The following is a 15,992-nucleotide window of genomic DNA, read 5'->3' on the forward strand; positions in this document are numbered from 1 at the left end:
AAAAGGAGAACGACCCGCGCTTGACGTAAAAAGCGGAAAAAAACGCTGGGCATTATAAGCATTTTTCCGTCGAGAGCGTCATTTGCGCTGCTGTCAAGACGGGTGGATGGAACGCAATGGACATTACAGAGTCCGTAACTCACGGATAGTCATAGGGAATTGGTAGTGCTAGGACTCTTCAATAAAAAGGCCAATACGCTTCTGGGGATCGACATCAGCTCCACGTCGGTGAAGCTTCTGGAGCTAAGCCGCCAGGGCGACCGCTACCGGGTCGAGGCCTATGCGGTAGAGCCGCTGCCCGCCAGCGCGGTGGTCGAGAAAAATATCGCCGAGCTCGAAGGCGTGGGTCAGGCACTCACGCGCGTGCTACTCAAGGCCAGAACCAGTCTCAGGAACGTCGCGGTGGCCGTTGCCGGCTCGGCGGTGATCACCAAGACCATCGAAATGGATGCCGGTCTTTCCGACGACGAGATGGAAAACCAGCTCAAAATCGAGGCTGATCAATACATCCCTTATCCGCTGGACGAAGTGGCCATCGACTTCGAAGTCCAGGGGCCATCGGCGCGCAACCCCGAGCGGGTCAATGTGTTGCTGGCAGCCTGTCGCAAGGAAAACGTCGAAGTCCGTGAGGCGGCGCTCGCGCTGGCCGGCCTGACCGCTCGCGTAGTCGATGTCGAGGCATACGCGCTGGAGCGATCTTTCGGTTTGCTGACTGGACAGCTGGCAACCGCTCAGGAGCGCCTGACGATCGCCGTGGTCGACATCGGTGCGACCATGACCACGCTCAGCGTCCTGTACAACGGACGCATTATCTACACCCGCGAACAATTGTTCGGCGGTCGTCAACTGACGGAAGAAATCCAGCGACGTTATGGCCTGACCCTCGAACAAGCGGGGTTGGCAAAGAAGCAGGGCGGTTTGCCGGACGACTACGTCAGCGAGGTGCTGCAGCCGTTTCGTGATGCGCTGGTGCAGCAGGTGTCGCGGTCATTGCAGTTTTTCTTCGCCTCCGGGCAGTACAACGCGGTCGATCACATCCTGTTGGCTGGCGGCACCGCTTCGGTCCCGGGGCTGGACCGGTTGATCGAGCAACGTTTGGGCACGCCGACGCAGGTGGCAAATCCCTTCTCGAACATGACCCTGAGCAGCAAGGTCAACGCCGGCGCCCTGGCCAGCGATGCGCCGGCGCTGATGATCGCTTGCGGGCTGGCCCTCAGGAGTTTCGACTGATGGCGCGGATCAACCTTTTACCCTGGCGCGAAGAACTGCGGGAACAGCGCCGCAAACGCTTCTTGCTGGCGCTGGTCGGTGTGCTGGTGGGGTCAGTGGCAGCGGTGCTGATTGCAGATCAGGCCATCAATGCTGCCATCGATCGACAAGTCGTCCGAAACGATTACATCGGTAAACAGATTACGGTGGTCGACGAGCGGATCAAGCAGATCAGTGACCTGAAAGCCCGTCGCCAGCAACTGGTCGAGCGCATGCGCATCATCCAGGACCTGCAGGGCAACCGTCCGATCAGCGGGCGGATCTTCGATCAGTTGGCGCGTACCTTGCCGGACGGGGTGTATTTCACCGAGGTGAAAATGGAAGGCAAAACCCTGTCCATTACCGGCGCGGCAGACTCCAATAACCGAGTGTCAGACCTGATGCGCAATCTGGATGCATCGGACTGGTTCGACGCGCCGACCCTTACGGAAGTCAAGGCGACTACCGCCGGCCAGCTGGATCAGGCCAATGTCTTTCAATTGACCGTTCGTCAGACCCAGCCTGCTGCGGGGGCCGTTCAATGAGTCCGGCCGAATGGTTTGAAGGCCTGCGCAAGATCGACATCAACGATCTGGACACCAACAACATGGGTTCCTGGCCCCCCGCCATCAAGGCGCTGGCGGGTGTGCTGTTGATGATCCTGGTACTGGCGCTGGGCTACAGCTTTTCCATCAGCGACCTTGAGAGTCAGCTCGAACTCAAGCGCGAGGAGGAGTCGACGCTCAAGGAACAATTCGCGACCAAGGCGCACATGGCGGCGAATCTGGAGCTATACATCCAGCAGATGAAGGAAATGGAGAATTCCTTTGGTGTGCTCTTGCGACAATTGCCCAGCGACACCGAAGTGCCCGGTCTGCTGGAGGACATCACCCGAACCGGCCTGGGCAGTGGCCTGGAGTTCGAAGAAATCAAACTGCTGCCGGAGGTCACCCAGCCGTTCTACATCGAGCTGCCGATCCAGATCACCGTCACCGGCGCGTATCACGACCTCGCCACGTTCGTAAGTGGCGTGGCCGGGTTGCCGCGAATCGTCACCCTGCATGACTTCGACCTCGCACCGGCCAACCCCGAGGGTGGGACGAAATTGCGCATGAGCATTCTCGCCAAGACTTACCGCTATAACGACAAGGGGCTGCAGAAATGAGCCCGATTCGTTTACTCGCAATGATTGGAATACTGATCGTTCTGACCGGTTGTGGCGGAAACTCTGACTTCAGCGACCTGGACGCGTACATGAATGAAATGCGCCTGCGTGCTCCGGGCAAGATTGAACCAACGCCGACATTCCGGTCTTACCCAACGTTCACCTATAACGCCGCCAACCTGCGAAGCCCGTTTTCCCGGCAGGTCAAAGTCGACCTGGCTGGCCAGAAACACGGCTCACGCAACGTCAAGCCTGATCCCAACCGGGTCAAGCAGTACCTCGAAGGTTTCAACATCGAGCAGTTTGAAATGGTCGGCACGATCTCCAATGCGGCTGGCTCCTTTGCGCTGTTGCGCGGGGCAGGCGGTGTGCATCGGTTGAAGGTCGGCGATTACCTGGGACGTAACGATGGCCGGATCGTCGCCATCAGCGGCTCGCAAGTCGATGTGGTCGAAATCGTTCCCGACGGCGAAGGCGCCTGGCTGGAACGGCCGCGGACCATCCCTTTGAAAGAGCACTCATAGTGGAACTCGAATAATGAACAGGATTTTCGCAACCTTCGGACTATCGCTATGGATAGCGTTGCTGTCGCCGATGGTACAAGCGGCCAACCTCAAAGCGCTGGATGTCGCTGCGCTGCCAGGGGACCGCGTCGAGTTGAAGTTGTCGTTCGATGGAGCGCCCCCGACACCCCACGGTTACACGACGGAGCAGCCTGCGCGGATTGCCCTGGATCTGCCCGGCGTTGTCAGCAAGCTGGCGAACAAGACCCGTGATCTTGGCGGTGGCAACGCCCGCAGCGCCACGGTGGTGGAAGCCAAGGACCGCACGCGGCTGATCATCAACCTGACTCAATTGACCCCGTACACCGCTCGCGTCGAAGGCAATAATCTGTTTGTGGTGGTCGGGCGCGGAACCAGTAACGCAGCCTCCACACCCGCAGCCAAACCGCCACGTGTCGCCACGGCAACTCCGGCGCCGGTCAAGGCCTATACGCCAGTGAGCAAGGCGATCCGCGGCGTGGATTTCCAGCGCGGCACCCAGGGTGAAGGCAATGTGGTCATCGATCTGTCGGATCCGTCCATTGCCCCGGACATTCAGGAGCGCGACGGCAAGATTGTCGTGGGTTTCGCCAGGACCCAATTGCCGGAACCCTTGCGGGTCCGTCTGGACGTCAAGGATTTCGCCACGCCCGTGCAATTCGTCAACGCCAGCGCCACGGGAGACCGTGCGATCATCAGCATTGAGCCCAGCGGCGCGTTCGATTACTCGACCTATCAGACCGACAACAAGCTGACCGTCAGCATCCGCCCGATGACCGTAGACGACTTGCAGAAGCGCAACGCGGAGCGTTTTGCCTACACCGGGGAAAAGCTCTCGCTGAACTTCCAGGACATTGACGTGCGCTCGGTGCTGCAACTGATTGCCGATTTCACCAACCTCAATCTGGTGGCCAGCGACACGGTGCAGGGCGGCATTACCTTGCGCTTGCAGAACGTGCCGTGGGATCAGGCGCTGGACCTGGTGCTGAAAACCAAGGGGCTGGACAAACGCAAGATCGGCAACGTGCTGCTGGTGGCACCGGCCGATGAGATTGCCGCCCGCGAGCGCCAGGAACTGGAGTCGCAGAAGCAGATCGCCGAACTGGCGCCACTGCGACGCGAGCTGCTGCAAGTCAACTACGCCAAGGCGGCCGATATCGCCAAGCTGTTCCAGTCGGTGACCAGTGCCGAGGCGAAAGTCGACGAACGGGGTTCGATTACGGTCGATGAACGAACCAATAACATCATTGCCTATCAGACCCAGGACCGCCTTGACGAGCTGCGCCGTATCGTCGCGCAACTGGATATTCCGGTGCGTCAGGTGATGATCGAGGCACGGATTGTCGAAGCGAACGTCGACTACGACAAAAGCCTTGGTGTGCGATGGGGTGGTTCGGTGCAGAACAAGGGCAACTGGAACACGTCCGGGGTGAGCAACGGCGCCAATGCGTCGTCGACCATCGGTACGCCCGGCAGCACCAGCACCAACTCACCGTTCGTCGACATGGGCACCACCGCCAACACCTCGGGGCTCGGCATCGCTTTCATCACCGATAATGTGCTGCTGGATCTTGAGCTGACCGCGATGGAAAAAACCGGTAACGGTGAAATCGTCTCGCAACCCAAGGTGGTCACCTCCGACAAGGAAACCGCAAAAATCCTCAAGGGCACGGAGATTCCGTATCAGGAAGCCAGCTCCAGTGGTGCTACCTCGGTGTCGTTCAAGGAGGCCTCGCTGTCGCTGGAAGTAACGCCGCAGATCACGCCGGACAACCGGATCATCATGGAGGTCAAGGTCACCAAGGACGAACCGGACTACCTGAACAAGGTGCAGGATGTACCGCCAATCAAGAAAAACGAGGTCAACGCCAAGGTCCTCGTCAATGACGGCGAGACCATCGTGATCGGTGGTGTTTTCTCAAATACTCAGAGCAAGGTTGTAGATAAGGTGCCATTTCTCGGTGATGTGCCGTATCTTGGCCGCCTTTTCCGGCGTGACGTGGTTTCGGAGAAAAAATCCGAGCTGCTGGTATTTCTCACTCCGCGTATCATGAACAACCAGGCGATTGCTGTGAGTCATTGATTCTGTGCGAAATTTGATTCTTGTTGGACCGATGGGGGCTGGAAAAAGCACCATCGGCCGGTTGCTGGCCAAAGAGCTGCGCCTGCCATTCAAAGATTCCGATAAGGAAATTGAATTGCGCACGGGCGCCAATATCCCATGGATCTTCGATAAGGAAGGCGAACCGGGCTTTCGTGACCGCGAGCAGGCGATGATTGCCGAGCTGTGCGGCTGCGATGGTGTGGTGCTGGCGACCGGCGGCGGCGCGGTCATGCGCGAAGCCAATCGTCGAGCACTGCGTGCCGGTGGTCGGGTGGTTTACCTGCATGCTTCCGTTGAGCAGCAGGTGGGCCGCACCGCCCGTGACCGCAATCGACCGCTGTTGCGTACTGCCGATCCGGCCAAGACCCTTCGGGACCTGCTGGAGTTGCGCGATCCGCTGTATCGGGAAATCGCCGACCTGGTGGTGGAAACCGATGAGCGACCGCCGCGAATGGTGGTGCTCGACATTCTTGACCGCCTGCAGCAGCTGCCTCCCCGTTAAAGCACAGCGCGAAATGCGCTATCCTCGGCGTCCTGCAACGACCGCTCAAGGTTGTGGCGCAAGGCTGCCGAACGGCGTCACACCAACAGATGCCGTGGACATTCGATAACTCAAGGCAGGACGCCTGATTCCATCTTCACTGTGGGGACACATGCAGACACTCAAGGTCGATCTAGGCGAGCGCAGCTACCCGATTCATATTGGCGAAGGTTTGTTGGATCAGCCTGAGCTGCTGGCCCCGCATATTCGCGGACGCCAAGTGGCGATCATCTCCAACGAAACCGTTGCGCCGCTCTATCTCGAACGTCTGACCCGCAGCCTTGCGCAGTTCTCGGTGATTTCCGTGGTGCTGCCCGACGGCGAAGCCTTCAAGACCTGGGAAACCCTGCAACTGATTTTCGACGGTCTGCTGACCGCACGCCATGATCGCCGCACCACCGTGATCGCCCTCGGCGGCGGTGTGATTGGCGACATGGCCGGTTTTGCTGCTGCCTGCTACCAGCGCGGTGTCGATTTCATTCAGGTTCCGACCACGCTGCTGTCGCAAGTCGACTCCTCGGTGGGCGGCAAGACCGGGATCAATCATCCGCTGGGCAAGAACATGGTCGGCGCCTTCTATCAGCCGAACGTGGTACTGATCGATACCGCCTCCCTCAATACCCTACCGGCCCGCGAGTTGTCCGCCGGGCTTGCTGAAGTCATCAAGTACGGGCTGATTTGCGACGAGCCGTTCCTCACCTGGCTCGAAGAAAACGTCGATCGCCTGCGCGCGCTGGACCAGGTCGCCCTGACGTATGCAATCGAGCGATCCTGCGCAGCCAAGGCGGCGGTGGTCGGTGCCGACGAGAAGGAAACCGGTGTTCGTGCCACCTTGAACCTCGGGCACACCTTCGGCCATGCCATTGAAACCCACATGGGATATGGTGTGTGGCTACATGGTGAGGCGGTAGCTGCTGGCACCGTAATGGCCCTGGAGATGTCCACGCGCCTGGGCTGGATCAGCGAACAGGAGCGTGATCGCGGCATTCGCCTGTTCCAGCGTGCCGGCCTGCCGGTCATCCCGCCGGAAGAGATGACTGAAGCCGATTTTCTCGAACACATGGCAATTGACAAGAAAGTGATCGACGGTCGTTTACGCCTGGTGCTGCTGCGCCACATGGGCGAAGCGGTGGTGACCGACGATTATCCGAAAGAGGTTCTACAGGCCACGCTGGGAGCGGACTACCGCGCCCTGGCTCAGCTTAAAGGTTAATAAGATCCCGATGACTAGTTTGCACGCCGACGAGGCTTTCCTCGGCCATTACCAGTTAAGCCATGACCCTTTTGCTCCACGGGTGCCTGGCTTCAAATTCTTCCCGGCCCAGCGCAAACCGGTGCTGGGGCAACTGCATCACCTGGCCCGCTACAGTCAGTTGCTGCTGGTGGTTACCGGTCCGCAAGGCAGTGGCAAGACCCTGTTGCGTCAGGCTCTGGTGGCCAGTACCAACAAACAATCCGTTCAGAGCGTGGTGGTTTCCGCTCGTGGCGCCGGCGATGCGGCTGGCGTGCTGCGTCAGGTGGCCCAGGCGTTGAACGTCGCTCAGGCAGAGATTGGCCCGATCCTGGCTCAGGTTGTGCAGCTTGCGCTGACGGGCCAGGAAGTCTATTTGCTGGTGGACGACGCCGAGCAACTCGACGAGTCCGCGCTGGAAGCCTTGATGGAGTTGGCCGCTGGTGCACCGGAAGGTCGCCCGCATGTGTTCCTGTTCGGCGAGTCTTCGCTGATCGCGCAACTCGAGGCGTTGAGCCTTGAAGAGGAGCGCTTCCACGTCATCGAACTGCAGCCTTACACCGAAGAAGAAACCCGCGAATATCTGGACCAGCGGCTCGAAGGCGCTGGTCGCGGTATCGAACTTTTTACCGCAGATCAGATCTCTGATATTCACGAAAGCTCCGACGGCTGGCCTGGCAATATCAACCAGGTTGCCCGCGATGCAATGATCGAAGCCATGATTGCCAGCCGCTCAGCGGTCAAGCGTCCAAGTATGGGGTTCAACATGCCGAAGAAACACGTATTGGCGATTTCCGCTGTCGTCGTGGTCGCGGTAGCCGCCGCCTGGTTGATGCCGGGTCGCAGCAAAGCACCGACCACCGGCGCACCTGCCAACGAGCAGGCGCAACTGCCGCTTGGCCAGGGCACGCCACAACCCAACAGCGGCGGCGCACCCGCCGTCGAATTCGCCGGTAACTCGCAACCAATGCCATTGCCGCTGGTCGGCAACTCGCAACCGGTCATGCGCGGTCCGCTGGCCGAAGCGGCCGGTGGCATCACCGAAGGCGACGATGGTGTGCCGGTCGAAGGCTCCAGCGATACGCCGCCGACCGTGACCACCACCGCGCCTCCTGCGGGCGTTCCGGCCGGTCCGGCGCCAACACCTGCCGCCAAGCCGACGCCTGCGCCGACTCAGGTCGCGACAGCCAAGCCGGTCCCGACGGCGCCTGCGGTGAAGCCGGCTCCAGCACCAGCCAAGCCAGTCGCGGTCGCTACCGCCAAGCCTGCCGAAAAACCAGCCGCCGCTGCTGCTAAAGGCGCTGGTGGCACCTGGTACGCCGGACAACCTACAAGCAATTACGTGGTGCAGATCCTCGGCACCAGCTCCGAAGCGGCCGCGCAAAACTTCGTCAAGGAGCAGGGCGGCGAGTACCGTTATTTCAAGAAAGTCCTCAACGGCAAGCCGCTTTACGTCATCACCTACGGTAACTTCGCCAACCGCGATGCTGCCGTTACTGCCATCAAGGCCTTGCCAGCGAAGGTTCAGGCTGGTAAACCTTGGCCTCGCACTGTCGCCAGCGTCCAACAGGAACTGGCAACAACTCGCTGAAGATTCGGCGGCCTTACCCAGGCCGCCTCTCCAAGCACCTCAAAATTTCTACGAGTGCGCGCCGTCTCTACAGACCGCGTGCCTTGTGGTGTCTGCGTTACAGTAGTCTTTGAGTCGTTGCGGTCAGAATTAAAAAAGTTTTGACTAGCACAGCAGATCGCTTTAAACCTTTCACAAATGCGACATAGATTTGCGACAGTTCGTCGTCAAATTTGTGAGCGTCTGTGTCGCTGTGTACAATGACCACCCTTTTGCCCCCGCTAAGCCGGCGTACGTTCGGCGCGGAATGCAAGTGGTTGAATTGAAAAGAAATTTGCCTCTAAAAGAGGCAGCCTGGTGAGAAAGTGTCTATGAAAGCAGGTCTGTACCAACCAGATGAATTCAAGGATAACTGCGGTTTCGGCCTGATAGCCCATATGCAGGGCGAGCCCAGTCATACCCTTTTGCAAACGGCCATCGAGGCCCTGACCTGCATGACCCACCGCGGTGGGATCAACGCCGACGGCAAGACCGGTGACGGTTGCGGTCTGCTGATTCAAAAACCGGATGTGTTCCTGCGTGCGATCGCCCAGGAAACCTTCGGCGTCGAATTGCCCAAGCAATACGCAGTGGGCATGGTTTTCTTCAATCAGGACCCGGTCAAAGCCGAAGCCGCTCGCGAGAACATGAACCGCGAGATCCTGGCTGAAGGCCTGACCCTGGTCGGCTGGCGCAAAGTGCCGATCGACACCAGCGTCCTCGGCCGCCTGGCCCTTGAACGCCTGCCGCAGATCGAGCAGGTCTACATCGGCGGTGAAGGCCTGAGTGATCAGGACATGGCGATCAAGCTGTTCAGCGCCCGTCGTCGCTCGTCCGTGGCCAACGCCGCCGACGTCGATCACTACATCTGCAGCTTTTCCCACAAGACCATCATTTATAAAGGCCTGATGATGCCGGCGGATTTGACCGCCTTCTATCCAGACCTCAGCGATCAGCGCCTGCAAACCTCGATTTGCGTGTTCCACCAGCGTTTCTCCACCAATACCCTGCCGAAATGGCCGCTGGCTCAGCCGTTCCGCTTCCTCGCCCACAACGGCGAGATCAACACCATCACCGGCAACCGCAACTGGGCCCAGGCCCGTCGCACCAAGTTCACCAACGATCTGATGGATCTGGAAGAGCTCGGTCCGCTGGTGAACCGCGTCGGTTCCGACTCCTCCAGCATGGACAACATGCTCGAGCTGATGGTCACCGGTGGCATCGACCTGTTCCGTGGCGTGCGGATGATCATTCCGCCTGCGTGGCAGAACGTCGAAACCATGGACCCGGACCTGCGTGCGTTCTACGAATACAACTCGATGCACATGGAACCGTGGGACGGCCCGGCCGGCGTGGTTATGACCGACGGTCGCTACGCGGTGTGCCTGCTCGACCGTAACGGTCTGCGTCCGGCGCGTTGGGTCACCACCAAGAACGGCTTCATCACCCTGGCCTCGGAAATCGGTGTCTGGAACTACCAGCCTGAAGACGTGATCGCCAAGGGCCGCGTGGGCCCGGGCCAGATCTTTGCCGTGGACACCGAAACCGGTCAGATCCTCGACACCGACGCCATCGACAACCGTCTGAAGTCCCGTCATCCGTACAAGCAATGGCTGCGCAAGAATGCCCTGCGCATCCAGGCGACCATGGAAGACAACGACCACGGTTCGGCGTTCTACGACGTCGATCAGCTCAAGCAGTACATGAAGATGTACCAGGTCACGTTCGAAGAACGTGATCAGGTGCTGCGTCCGCTCGGCGAGCAAGGCTACGAGGCCGTTGGTTCGATGGGCGACGATACGCCGATGGCCGTGCTGTCCCAGCGCGTGCGCACGCCGTACGACTATTTCCGCCAGCAGTTCGCGCAGGTCACCAACCCGCCGATCGACCCGCTGCGTGAAGCCATCGTCATGTCGCTGGAAATCTGCCTCGGTGCCGAGCGCAACATCTTCCAGGAGTCGCCGGAACACGCTTCGCGCGTGATCCTCAGCTCGCCGGTCATTTCCCCGGCCAAGTGGCGCTCGCTGATGAACCTCGATCGTCCGGGCTTCGAACGCCAGATCATCGACCTCAACTATGACGAAAGCGTCGGCCTCGAAGCCGCCGTGCGTAACGTCGCCGATCAGGCTGAAGAAGCCGTTCGCGCCGGTCGCACCCAGATCGTCCTGAGTGACCGTCATATTGCCCCGGGCAAGTTGCCGATCCACGCCTCTCTGGCCACCGGCGCGGTACACCACCGCCTGACCGAAAAAGGCCTGCGTTGCGACTCCAACATCCTCGTGGAAACCGCCACCGCTCGCGACCCGCACCACTTCGCGGTGTTGATCGGTTTCGGCGCCTCGGCGGTCTATCCGTTCCTGGCCTACGAAGTGCTGGGTGACCTGATCCGTACCGGTGAAGTCCTGGGCGACCTCTATGAGGTGTTCAAGAACTACCGTAAGGGCATCACCAAAGGCTTGCTGAAAATCCTGTCGAAGATGGGTATTTCGACCATCGCTTCGTACCGGGGTGCGCAGCTGTTCGAAGCCATCGGCCTGTCCGAAGAAGTCTGCGACCTGAGCTTCCGTGGCGTGCCAAGCCGCATCAAGGGCGCGCGTTTCGTCGACATCGAGAACGAGCAGAAGGCCTTGGCCGCCGAAGCCTGGAGCCCGCGCAAGCCGATCCAGCAGGGCGGTCTGCTGAAGTTCGTCCACGGTGGCGAATATCACGCGTACAACCCGGACGTGGTCAACACCCTGCAGGCCGCTGTGCAGCAGGGCGACTACAGCAAGTTCAAGGAATACACGGCGCTGGTGGACAACCGTCCGGTGTCGATGATCCGCGACCTGTTCAAGGTCAAGACTCTGGACACGCCGCTGGATATCAGCGAGATCGAACCGCTGGAATCGGTGCTCAAGCGCTTCGACTCCGCCGGCATCTCCCTCGGCGCGCTTTCGCCGGAAGCTCACGAAGCCCTGGCCGAAGCCATGAACCGCCTTGGTGCGCGTTCCAACTCCGGCGAAGGCGGCGAAGACCCGGCGCGCTACGGCACCATCAAGAGCTCGAAAATCAAGCAAGTCGCGACCGGTCGTTTCGGTGTCACTCCGGAATACCTGGTCAACGCTGAAGTGCTGCAGATCAAGGTCGCTCAAGGCGCCAAGCCTGGCGAAGGTGGTCAGCTGCCAGGCGGCAAGGTCAACGGTCTGATCGCCAAGCTGCGTTACGCAGTGCCGGGTGTGACTTTGATTTCGCCACCGCCGCACCACGACATCTATTCGATCGAAGACTTGTCACAGCTGATTTTCGACCTGAAGCAAGTCAACCCGAAGGCGCTGGTCTCGGTGAAGCTGGTGGCAGAAGCAGGCGTCGGCACCATCGCTGCCGGTGTGGCCAAGGCCTACGCGGACTTGATCACCATCTCCGGCTATGACGGCGGCACCGGTGCCTCGCCGCTGACCTCGATCAAATACGCGGGCGCGCCGTGGGAACTCGGCCTGGCCGAAACCCACCAGACCCTGCGTGGCAACGACCTGCGTGGCAAAGTCCGGGTGCAGACCGACGGCGGCCTGAAAACCGGCCTCGACGTGATCAAGGCCGCAATCCTCGGCGCTGAAAGCTTCGGCTTCGGCACCGCGCCAATGATCGCGCTGGGCTGCAAATACCTGCGTATCTGCCACCTGAACAACTGCGCCACCGGCGTCGCGACTCAGAACGAGAAACTGCGCAAGGATCACTACATCGGTACCGTCGACATGGTGGTGAATTTCTTCACCTACGTCGCCGAAGAAACCCGTGAGTGGCTGGCCAAGCTGGGCGTGCGCTCCCTCGAAGAGCTGATCGGCCGTACCGATCTGCTGGAAATCCTCGAAGGCCAGACCGCCAAGCAGAATCACCTTGACCTGACCCCGTTGCTCGGCAGCGATCACATCCCGGCGGACAAACCTCAGTTCTGCCAGGTCGATCGCAACCCGCCGTTCGACAAGGGCCTGCTGGCCGAGAAAATGATCGACATGGCCACCTCGGCCATCAACGACATGAGCGGCGCCGATTTCGCGCTGGATATCTGCAACTGCGACCGTTCCATTGGCGCGCGGATCTCCGGTGAAATTGCGCGCAAGCACGGCAACCAAGGCATGGCGAATGCGCCGATCACCTTCCGCTTCAAAGGGACGGCCGGTCAGAGCTTCGGTGTGTGGAACGCCGGCGGTTTGAACATGTACCTGGAAGGCGACGCCAACGACTACGTCGGCAAAGGCATGACCGGCGGCAAGCTGGTTATCGTTCCGCCGAAGGGCAGCGCCTACAAGACTCAGGACAGTGCGATCATCGGCAACACCTGCCTGTACGGCGCCACCGGCGGCAAGTTGTTCGCGGCCGGCACCGCAGGCGAGCGTTTCGCCGTGCGTAACTCCGGTGCTCACACCGTGGTTGAAGGCACTGGCGATCACTGCTGCGAGTACATGACCGGTGGTTTCGTCTGCGTGCTGGGCAAGACCGGTTACAACTTCGGCTCAGGCATGACCGGTGGTTTCGCCTACGTGCTCGACCAGGACAACACCTTCGTTGACCGGGTCAACCACGAACTGGTGGAAATCCAGCGGATCAGCGGCGAAGCGATGGAAGCCTACCGTAGCCACCTGCAACGCGTGCTGAACGAGTACGTCGAGGAAACCGACAGCGAGTGGGGTCGTGAACTCGCGGAAAACCTCGATGACTACCTGCGCCGTTTCTGGTTGGTCAAGCCAAAGGCTGCCAGCTTGAAAACGTTGCTTTCCAGCACCCGTGCCAACCCGCAGTGATATGCGCCTGAAGAGTTTGATGAGGTTTTAACAATGGCTGAACGTCTGAATAACGACTTCCAGTTCATCGACGTCGGGCGCAAAGATCCGAAGAAGAAACTGTTGCGTCAACGCAAGAAAGAGTTCGTGGAAATCTACGAGCCCTTCAAACCCCAGCATTCGGCCGATCAGGCCCACCGCTGCCTGGGTTGCGGTAACCCGTATTGCGAATGGAAGTGCCCGGTGCACAACTTCATTCCGAACTGGCTGAAACTGGTGGCCGAGGGCAACATCCTTCAGGCCGCAGAGCTGTCGCACCAGACCAACACCCTGCCGGAAGTGTGCGGCCGGGTGTGCCCGCAGGATCGTCTGTGCGAGGGTGCCTGCACCCTCAACGACGGCTTCGGCGCGGTGACCATCGGTTCGGTGGAGAAGTACATCACCGACACCGCGTTCGCTATGGGTTGGCGCCCGGACATGTCCAAGGTCAAGCCGACTGGCAAACGTGTCGCCGTGATCGGTGCAGGCCCGGCCGGCCTGGGTTGTGCCGACGTGCTGGTACGTGGCGGCGTGACTCCGGTGGTGTTCGACAAGAATCCGGAAATCGGTGGTCTGCTGACCTTCGGCATCCCCGAGTTCAAGCTGGAAAAGACCGTGTTGAGCAATCGCCGCGAAGTCTTCACCGGCATGGGCATCGAGTTCCGCCTGAACACCGAAGTGGGCAAGGACGTGTCCGTCGAGCAACTGCTCGAAGAATACGATGCCGTGTTCATGGGCATGGGCACCTACACCTACATGAAGGGCGGTTTTGCCGGTGAGGATCTGCCGGGCGTGCATGACGCGCTCGACTTCCTGATCGCCAACGTCAACCGCAACCTGGGCTTTGAAAAGTCGCCGGAAGATTTCGTCGACATGAAAGGCAAGAAGGTCGTGGTGCTGGGTGGCGGCGACACGGCGATGGACTGCAACCGTACGTCGATCCGCCAGGGCGCCAAGTCGGTGACCTGCGCCTATCGTCGTGACGAAGCGAACATGCCGGGCTCGCGCAAAGAGGTGAAGAACGCCAAGGAAGAAGGCGTGAAGTTCCTCTACAACCGCCAGCCGATCGCCATTGTCGGTGAAGACAAGGTCGAAGGCGTGAAGGTGGTCGAGACCCGTCTCGGTGAACCGGACGCCCGTGGCCGTCGCAGCCCTGAGCCGATCCCGGGCTCCGAAGAAATCATCCCGGCCGACGCCGTGGTCATCGCTTTCGGTTTCCGTCCAAGCCCGGCGCCGTGGTTCGAGCAGTTCAGCATCCAGACCGACAGCCAGGGCCGCGTTGTAGCGCCGGAACAAGGTCAGTACAAGCACCAGACCAGCAACCCGAAAATCTTCGCCGGTGGCGACATGGTTCGCGGCTCTGACCTGGTGGTGACGGCGATCTTCGAAGGCCGCAATGCCGCTGAAGGGATCCTGGATTACCTGGGCGTCTGAAGATCCAGGCCTGACATGCAGTAACCCTGTGGGAGCTGGCCTGCCAGCGATTGCATCACCTCGGTCCTACTGACACACCGAGGTGGCCGCATCGCTGGCAGGCCAGCTCCCACATTGGTTTCCGGGTGTTGCTGAAATCGGCGTGTTTATTGCGACAAATTGACCCGATAGACAAAAGGCTGACCTGCAACCGTGCCTTTTGCGTCGCGCTCTGAGAAAATGCCCGCACTTTTTTTCCGGATGCCGACATGACTGCCCTGAAGAACGACCGTTTCCTTCGCGCCCTGCTCAAGCAACCCGTAGACGTCACGCCTGTCTGGATGATGCGTCAGGCCGGTCGCTACCTGCCGGAATACCGCGCCAGCCGTGCCAAGGCCGGCGACTTCATGAGCCTGTGCATGAACCCGGCGTTCGCTTGCGAAGTCACGATGCAGCCGCTCGATCGCTATCCGCAGCTGGACGCGGCGATCCTGTTCTCCGACATCCTCACCATCCCCGATGCCATGGGCCAGGGCCTGTACTTCGAAACCGGTGAAGGCCCGCGCTTCAGGAAAGTCGTCAGCACCCTGGCCGACATCGAAGCCCTGCCGATTCCTGATCCGCACAAAGACCTCGGCTACGTGATGGACGCGGTCAGCACCATCCGCCGCGAACTGAACGGCCGCGTGCCGCTGATCGGCTTTTCCGGCAGCCCCTGGACGTTGGCCACCTACATGGTCGAAGGCGGTTCGTCCAAAGACTTCCGCAAGACCAAAGCCATGCTCTACGACAACCCGCAAGCCATGCACCTGCTGCTGGACAAGCTGGCGCAGTCGGTCACGTCATACCTCAACGGCCAGATCATGGCCGGCGCGCAAGCGGTGCAGATCTTCGACACCTGGGGCGGCAATCTCTCGGCGGCGGCGTATCAGGAGTTCTCACTGGCCTACATGCGCAAAATCGTCAGCGGTCTGATCCGCGAGCACGAAGGCCGCAAAGTCCCGGTGATCCTGTTCACCAAGAACGGCGGCCTGTGGCTGGAAAGCATCGCCGACGCGGGTGCTGATGCGCTGGGTCTGGACTGGACCTGCGACATCGGTAACGCCCGCGATCGCGTCGGCAACAAAGTCGCGTTGCAAGGCAACATGGACCCGACGGTGCTCTACGCAAAACCGGAAGCCATTCGCACCGAAGTTGGCCGGATCCTAGCCAGCTATGGCAAGGGCAGCGGTCACGTGTTCAACCTCGGTCATGGCATCACCCCTGAGGTCGATCCGGAACATGCGGGTGCATTCCTGCGCGCGGTGCATGAGCTGTCGGCGCAGTATCACGAGTAGTCATTC

At 60.3% G+C, this 15,992-nt stretch carries 11 protein-coding genes; all 11 read left to right on the plus strand.

What is annotated here, in order from left to right:
* Nucleotides 1-165: 165 nt before the first annotated feature.
* The 11 genes from KJF94_RS28560 to hemE all read left to right on the plus strand — a co-directional run bounded on the left by KJF94_RS28560 (nt 166) and on the right by hemE (nt 15,986).
* Nucleotides 166-1,230 (plus strand): pilus assembly protein PilM, encoded by a 1,065-nt coding sequence (locus KJF94_RS28560; RefSeq protein WP_214380301.1) that lies wholly within the window; start codon nt 166-168, stop codon nt 1,228-1,230.
* On the plus strand, nt 1,230-1,793 hold the full coding sequence (locus KJF94_RS28565) for a PilN domain-containing protein (RefSeq protein ID WP_214380302.1): 564 nt from the start codon (nt 1,230-1,232) through the stop codon (nt 1,791-1,793). Before KJF94_RS28560 ends, KJF94_RS28565 begins: the two co-directional genes overlap by 1 nt.
* On the plus strand, nt 1,790-2,413 hold the full coding sequence (gene pilO, locus KJF94_RS28570) for a type 4a pilus biogenesis protein PilO (protein WP_214380303.1): 624 nt from the start codon (nt 1,790-1,792) through the stop codon (nt 2,411-2,413). The genes KJF94_RS28565 and pilO overlap by 4 nt, the downstream gene beginning before the upstream one ends.
* Nucleotides 2,410-2,937: a pilus assembly protein PilP gene (locus KJF94_RS28575; RefSeq protein ID WP_214380304.1), complete on the plus strand. Its 528-nt coding sequence runs from the start codon at nt 2,410-2,412 to the stop codon at nt 2,935-2,937. Before pilO ends, KJF94_RS28575 begins: the two co-directional genes overlap by 4 nt.
* 13 nt (nt 2,938-2,950) lie before the next feature.
* A complete protein-coding gene (locus tag KJF94_RS28580) occupies nt 2,951-5,038 on the plus strand; it encodes a type IV pilus secretin PilQ (RefSeq protein ID WP_214380305.1) in 2,088 nt (695 codons plus the stop codon).
* Nucleotides 5,039-5,042: 4 nt separating this feature from the next.
* Nucleotides 5,043-5,561, plus strand: a complete 519-nt coding sequence (aroK, locus tag KJF94_RS28585; RefSeq protein WP_017336125.1) for a shikimate kinase AroK — start codon at nt 5,043-5,045, stop codon at nt 5,559-5,561.
* 151 nt (nt 5,562-5,712) lie between these two features.
* On the plus strand, nt 5,713-6,813 hold the full coding sequence (gene aroB, locus KJF94_RS28590) for a 3-dehydroquinate synthase (RefSeq protein WP_214380306.1): 1,101 nt from the start codon (nt 5,713-5,715) through the stop codon (nt 6,811-6,813).
* A 10-nt stretch (nt 6,814-6,823) separates the two neighbouring features.
* Nucleotides 6,824-8,422, plus strand: coding sequence for an AAA family ATPase (locus KJF94_RS28595; RefSeq protein WP_214380307.1), 1,599 nt, complete (start codon nt 6,824-6,826; stop codon nt 8,420-8,422).
* A 350-nt stretch (nt 8,423-8,772) separates the two neighbouring features.
* Complete coding sequence (gltB, locus tag KJF94_RS28600) at nt 8,773-13,218, plus strand: glutamate synthase large subunit (protein WP_214380308.1); 4,446 nt, start codon at nt 8,773-8,775, stop codon at nt 13,216-13,218.
* Nucleotides 13,219-13,251: 33 nt separating this feature from the next.
* Nucleotides 13,252-14,670, plus strand: coding sequence for an FAD-dependent oxidoreductase (locus KJF94_RS28605; RefSeq protein ID WP_214380309.1), 1,419 nt, complete (start codon nt 13,252-13,254; stop codon nt 14,668-14,670).
* A gap of 248 nt (nt 14,671-14,918) precedes the next feature.
* Nucleotides 14,919-15,986, plus strand: a complete 1,068-nt coding sequence (hemE, locus tag KJF94_RS28610; protein WP_214380310.1) for a uroporphyrinogen decarboxylase — start codon at nt 14,919-14,921, stop codon at nt 15,984-15,986.
* Nucleotides 15,987-15,992 lie beyond the last annotated feature (6 nt).

The organism is Pseudomonas hormoni (genome assembly GCF_018502625.1).
Taxonomy (GTDB): domain Bacteria; phylum Pseudomonadota; class Gammaproteobacteria; order Pseudomonadales; family Pseudomonadaceae; genus Aquipseudomonas; species Aquipseudomonas hormoni.

Bases quoted from the DNA above. Each gene is read 5' to 3' on its own strand.
- KJF94_RS28565 (WP_214380302.1), top strand. From the start codon at position 1,230: ATGGCGCGGATCAACCTTTTACCCTGGCGCGAAGAACTGCGGGAACAG.
- pilO (WP_214380303.1), top strand. From the start codon at position 1,790: ATGAGTCCGGCCGAATGGTTTGAAGGCCTGCGCAAGATCGACATCAAC.
- KJF94_RS28575 (WP_214380304.1), top strand. From the start codon at position 2,410: ATGAGCCCGATTCGTTTACTCGCAATGATTGGAATACTGATCGTTCTG.
- KJF94_RS28580 (WP_214380305.1), top strand. From the start codon at position 2,951: ATGAACAGGATTTTCGCAACCTTCGGACTATCGCTATGGATAGCGTTG.
- aroB (WP_214380306.1), top strand. From the start codon at position 5,713: ATGCAGACACTCAAGGTCGATCTAGGCGAGCGCAGCTACCCGATTCAT.
- KJF94_RS28595 (WP_214380307.1), top strand. From the start codon at position 6,824: ATGACTAGTTTGCACGCCGACGAGGCTTTCCTCGGCCATTACCAGTTA.
- gltB (WP_214380308.1), top strand. From the start codon at position 8,773: ATGAAAGCAGGTCTGTACCAACCAGATGAATTCAAGGATAACTGCGGT.
- KJF94_RS28605 (WP_214380309.1), top strand. From the start codon at position 13,252: ATGGCTGAACGTCTGAATAACGACTTCCAGTTCATCGACGTCGGGCGC.
- hemE (WP_214380310.1), top strand. From the start codon at position 14,919: ATGACTGCCCTGAAGAACGACCGTTTCCTTCGCGCCCTGCTCAAGCAA.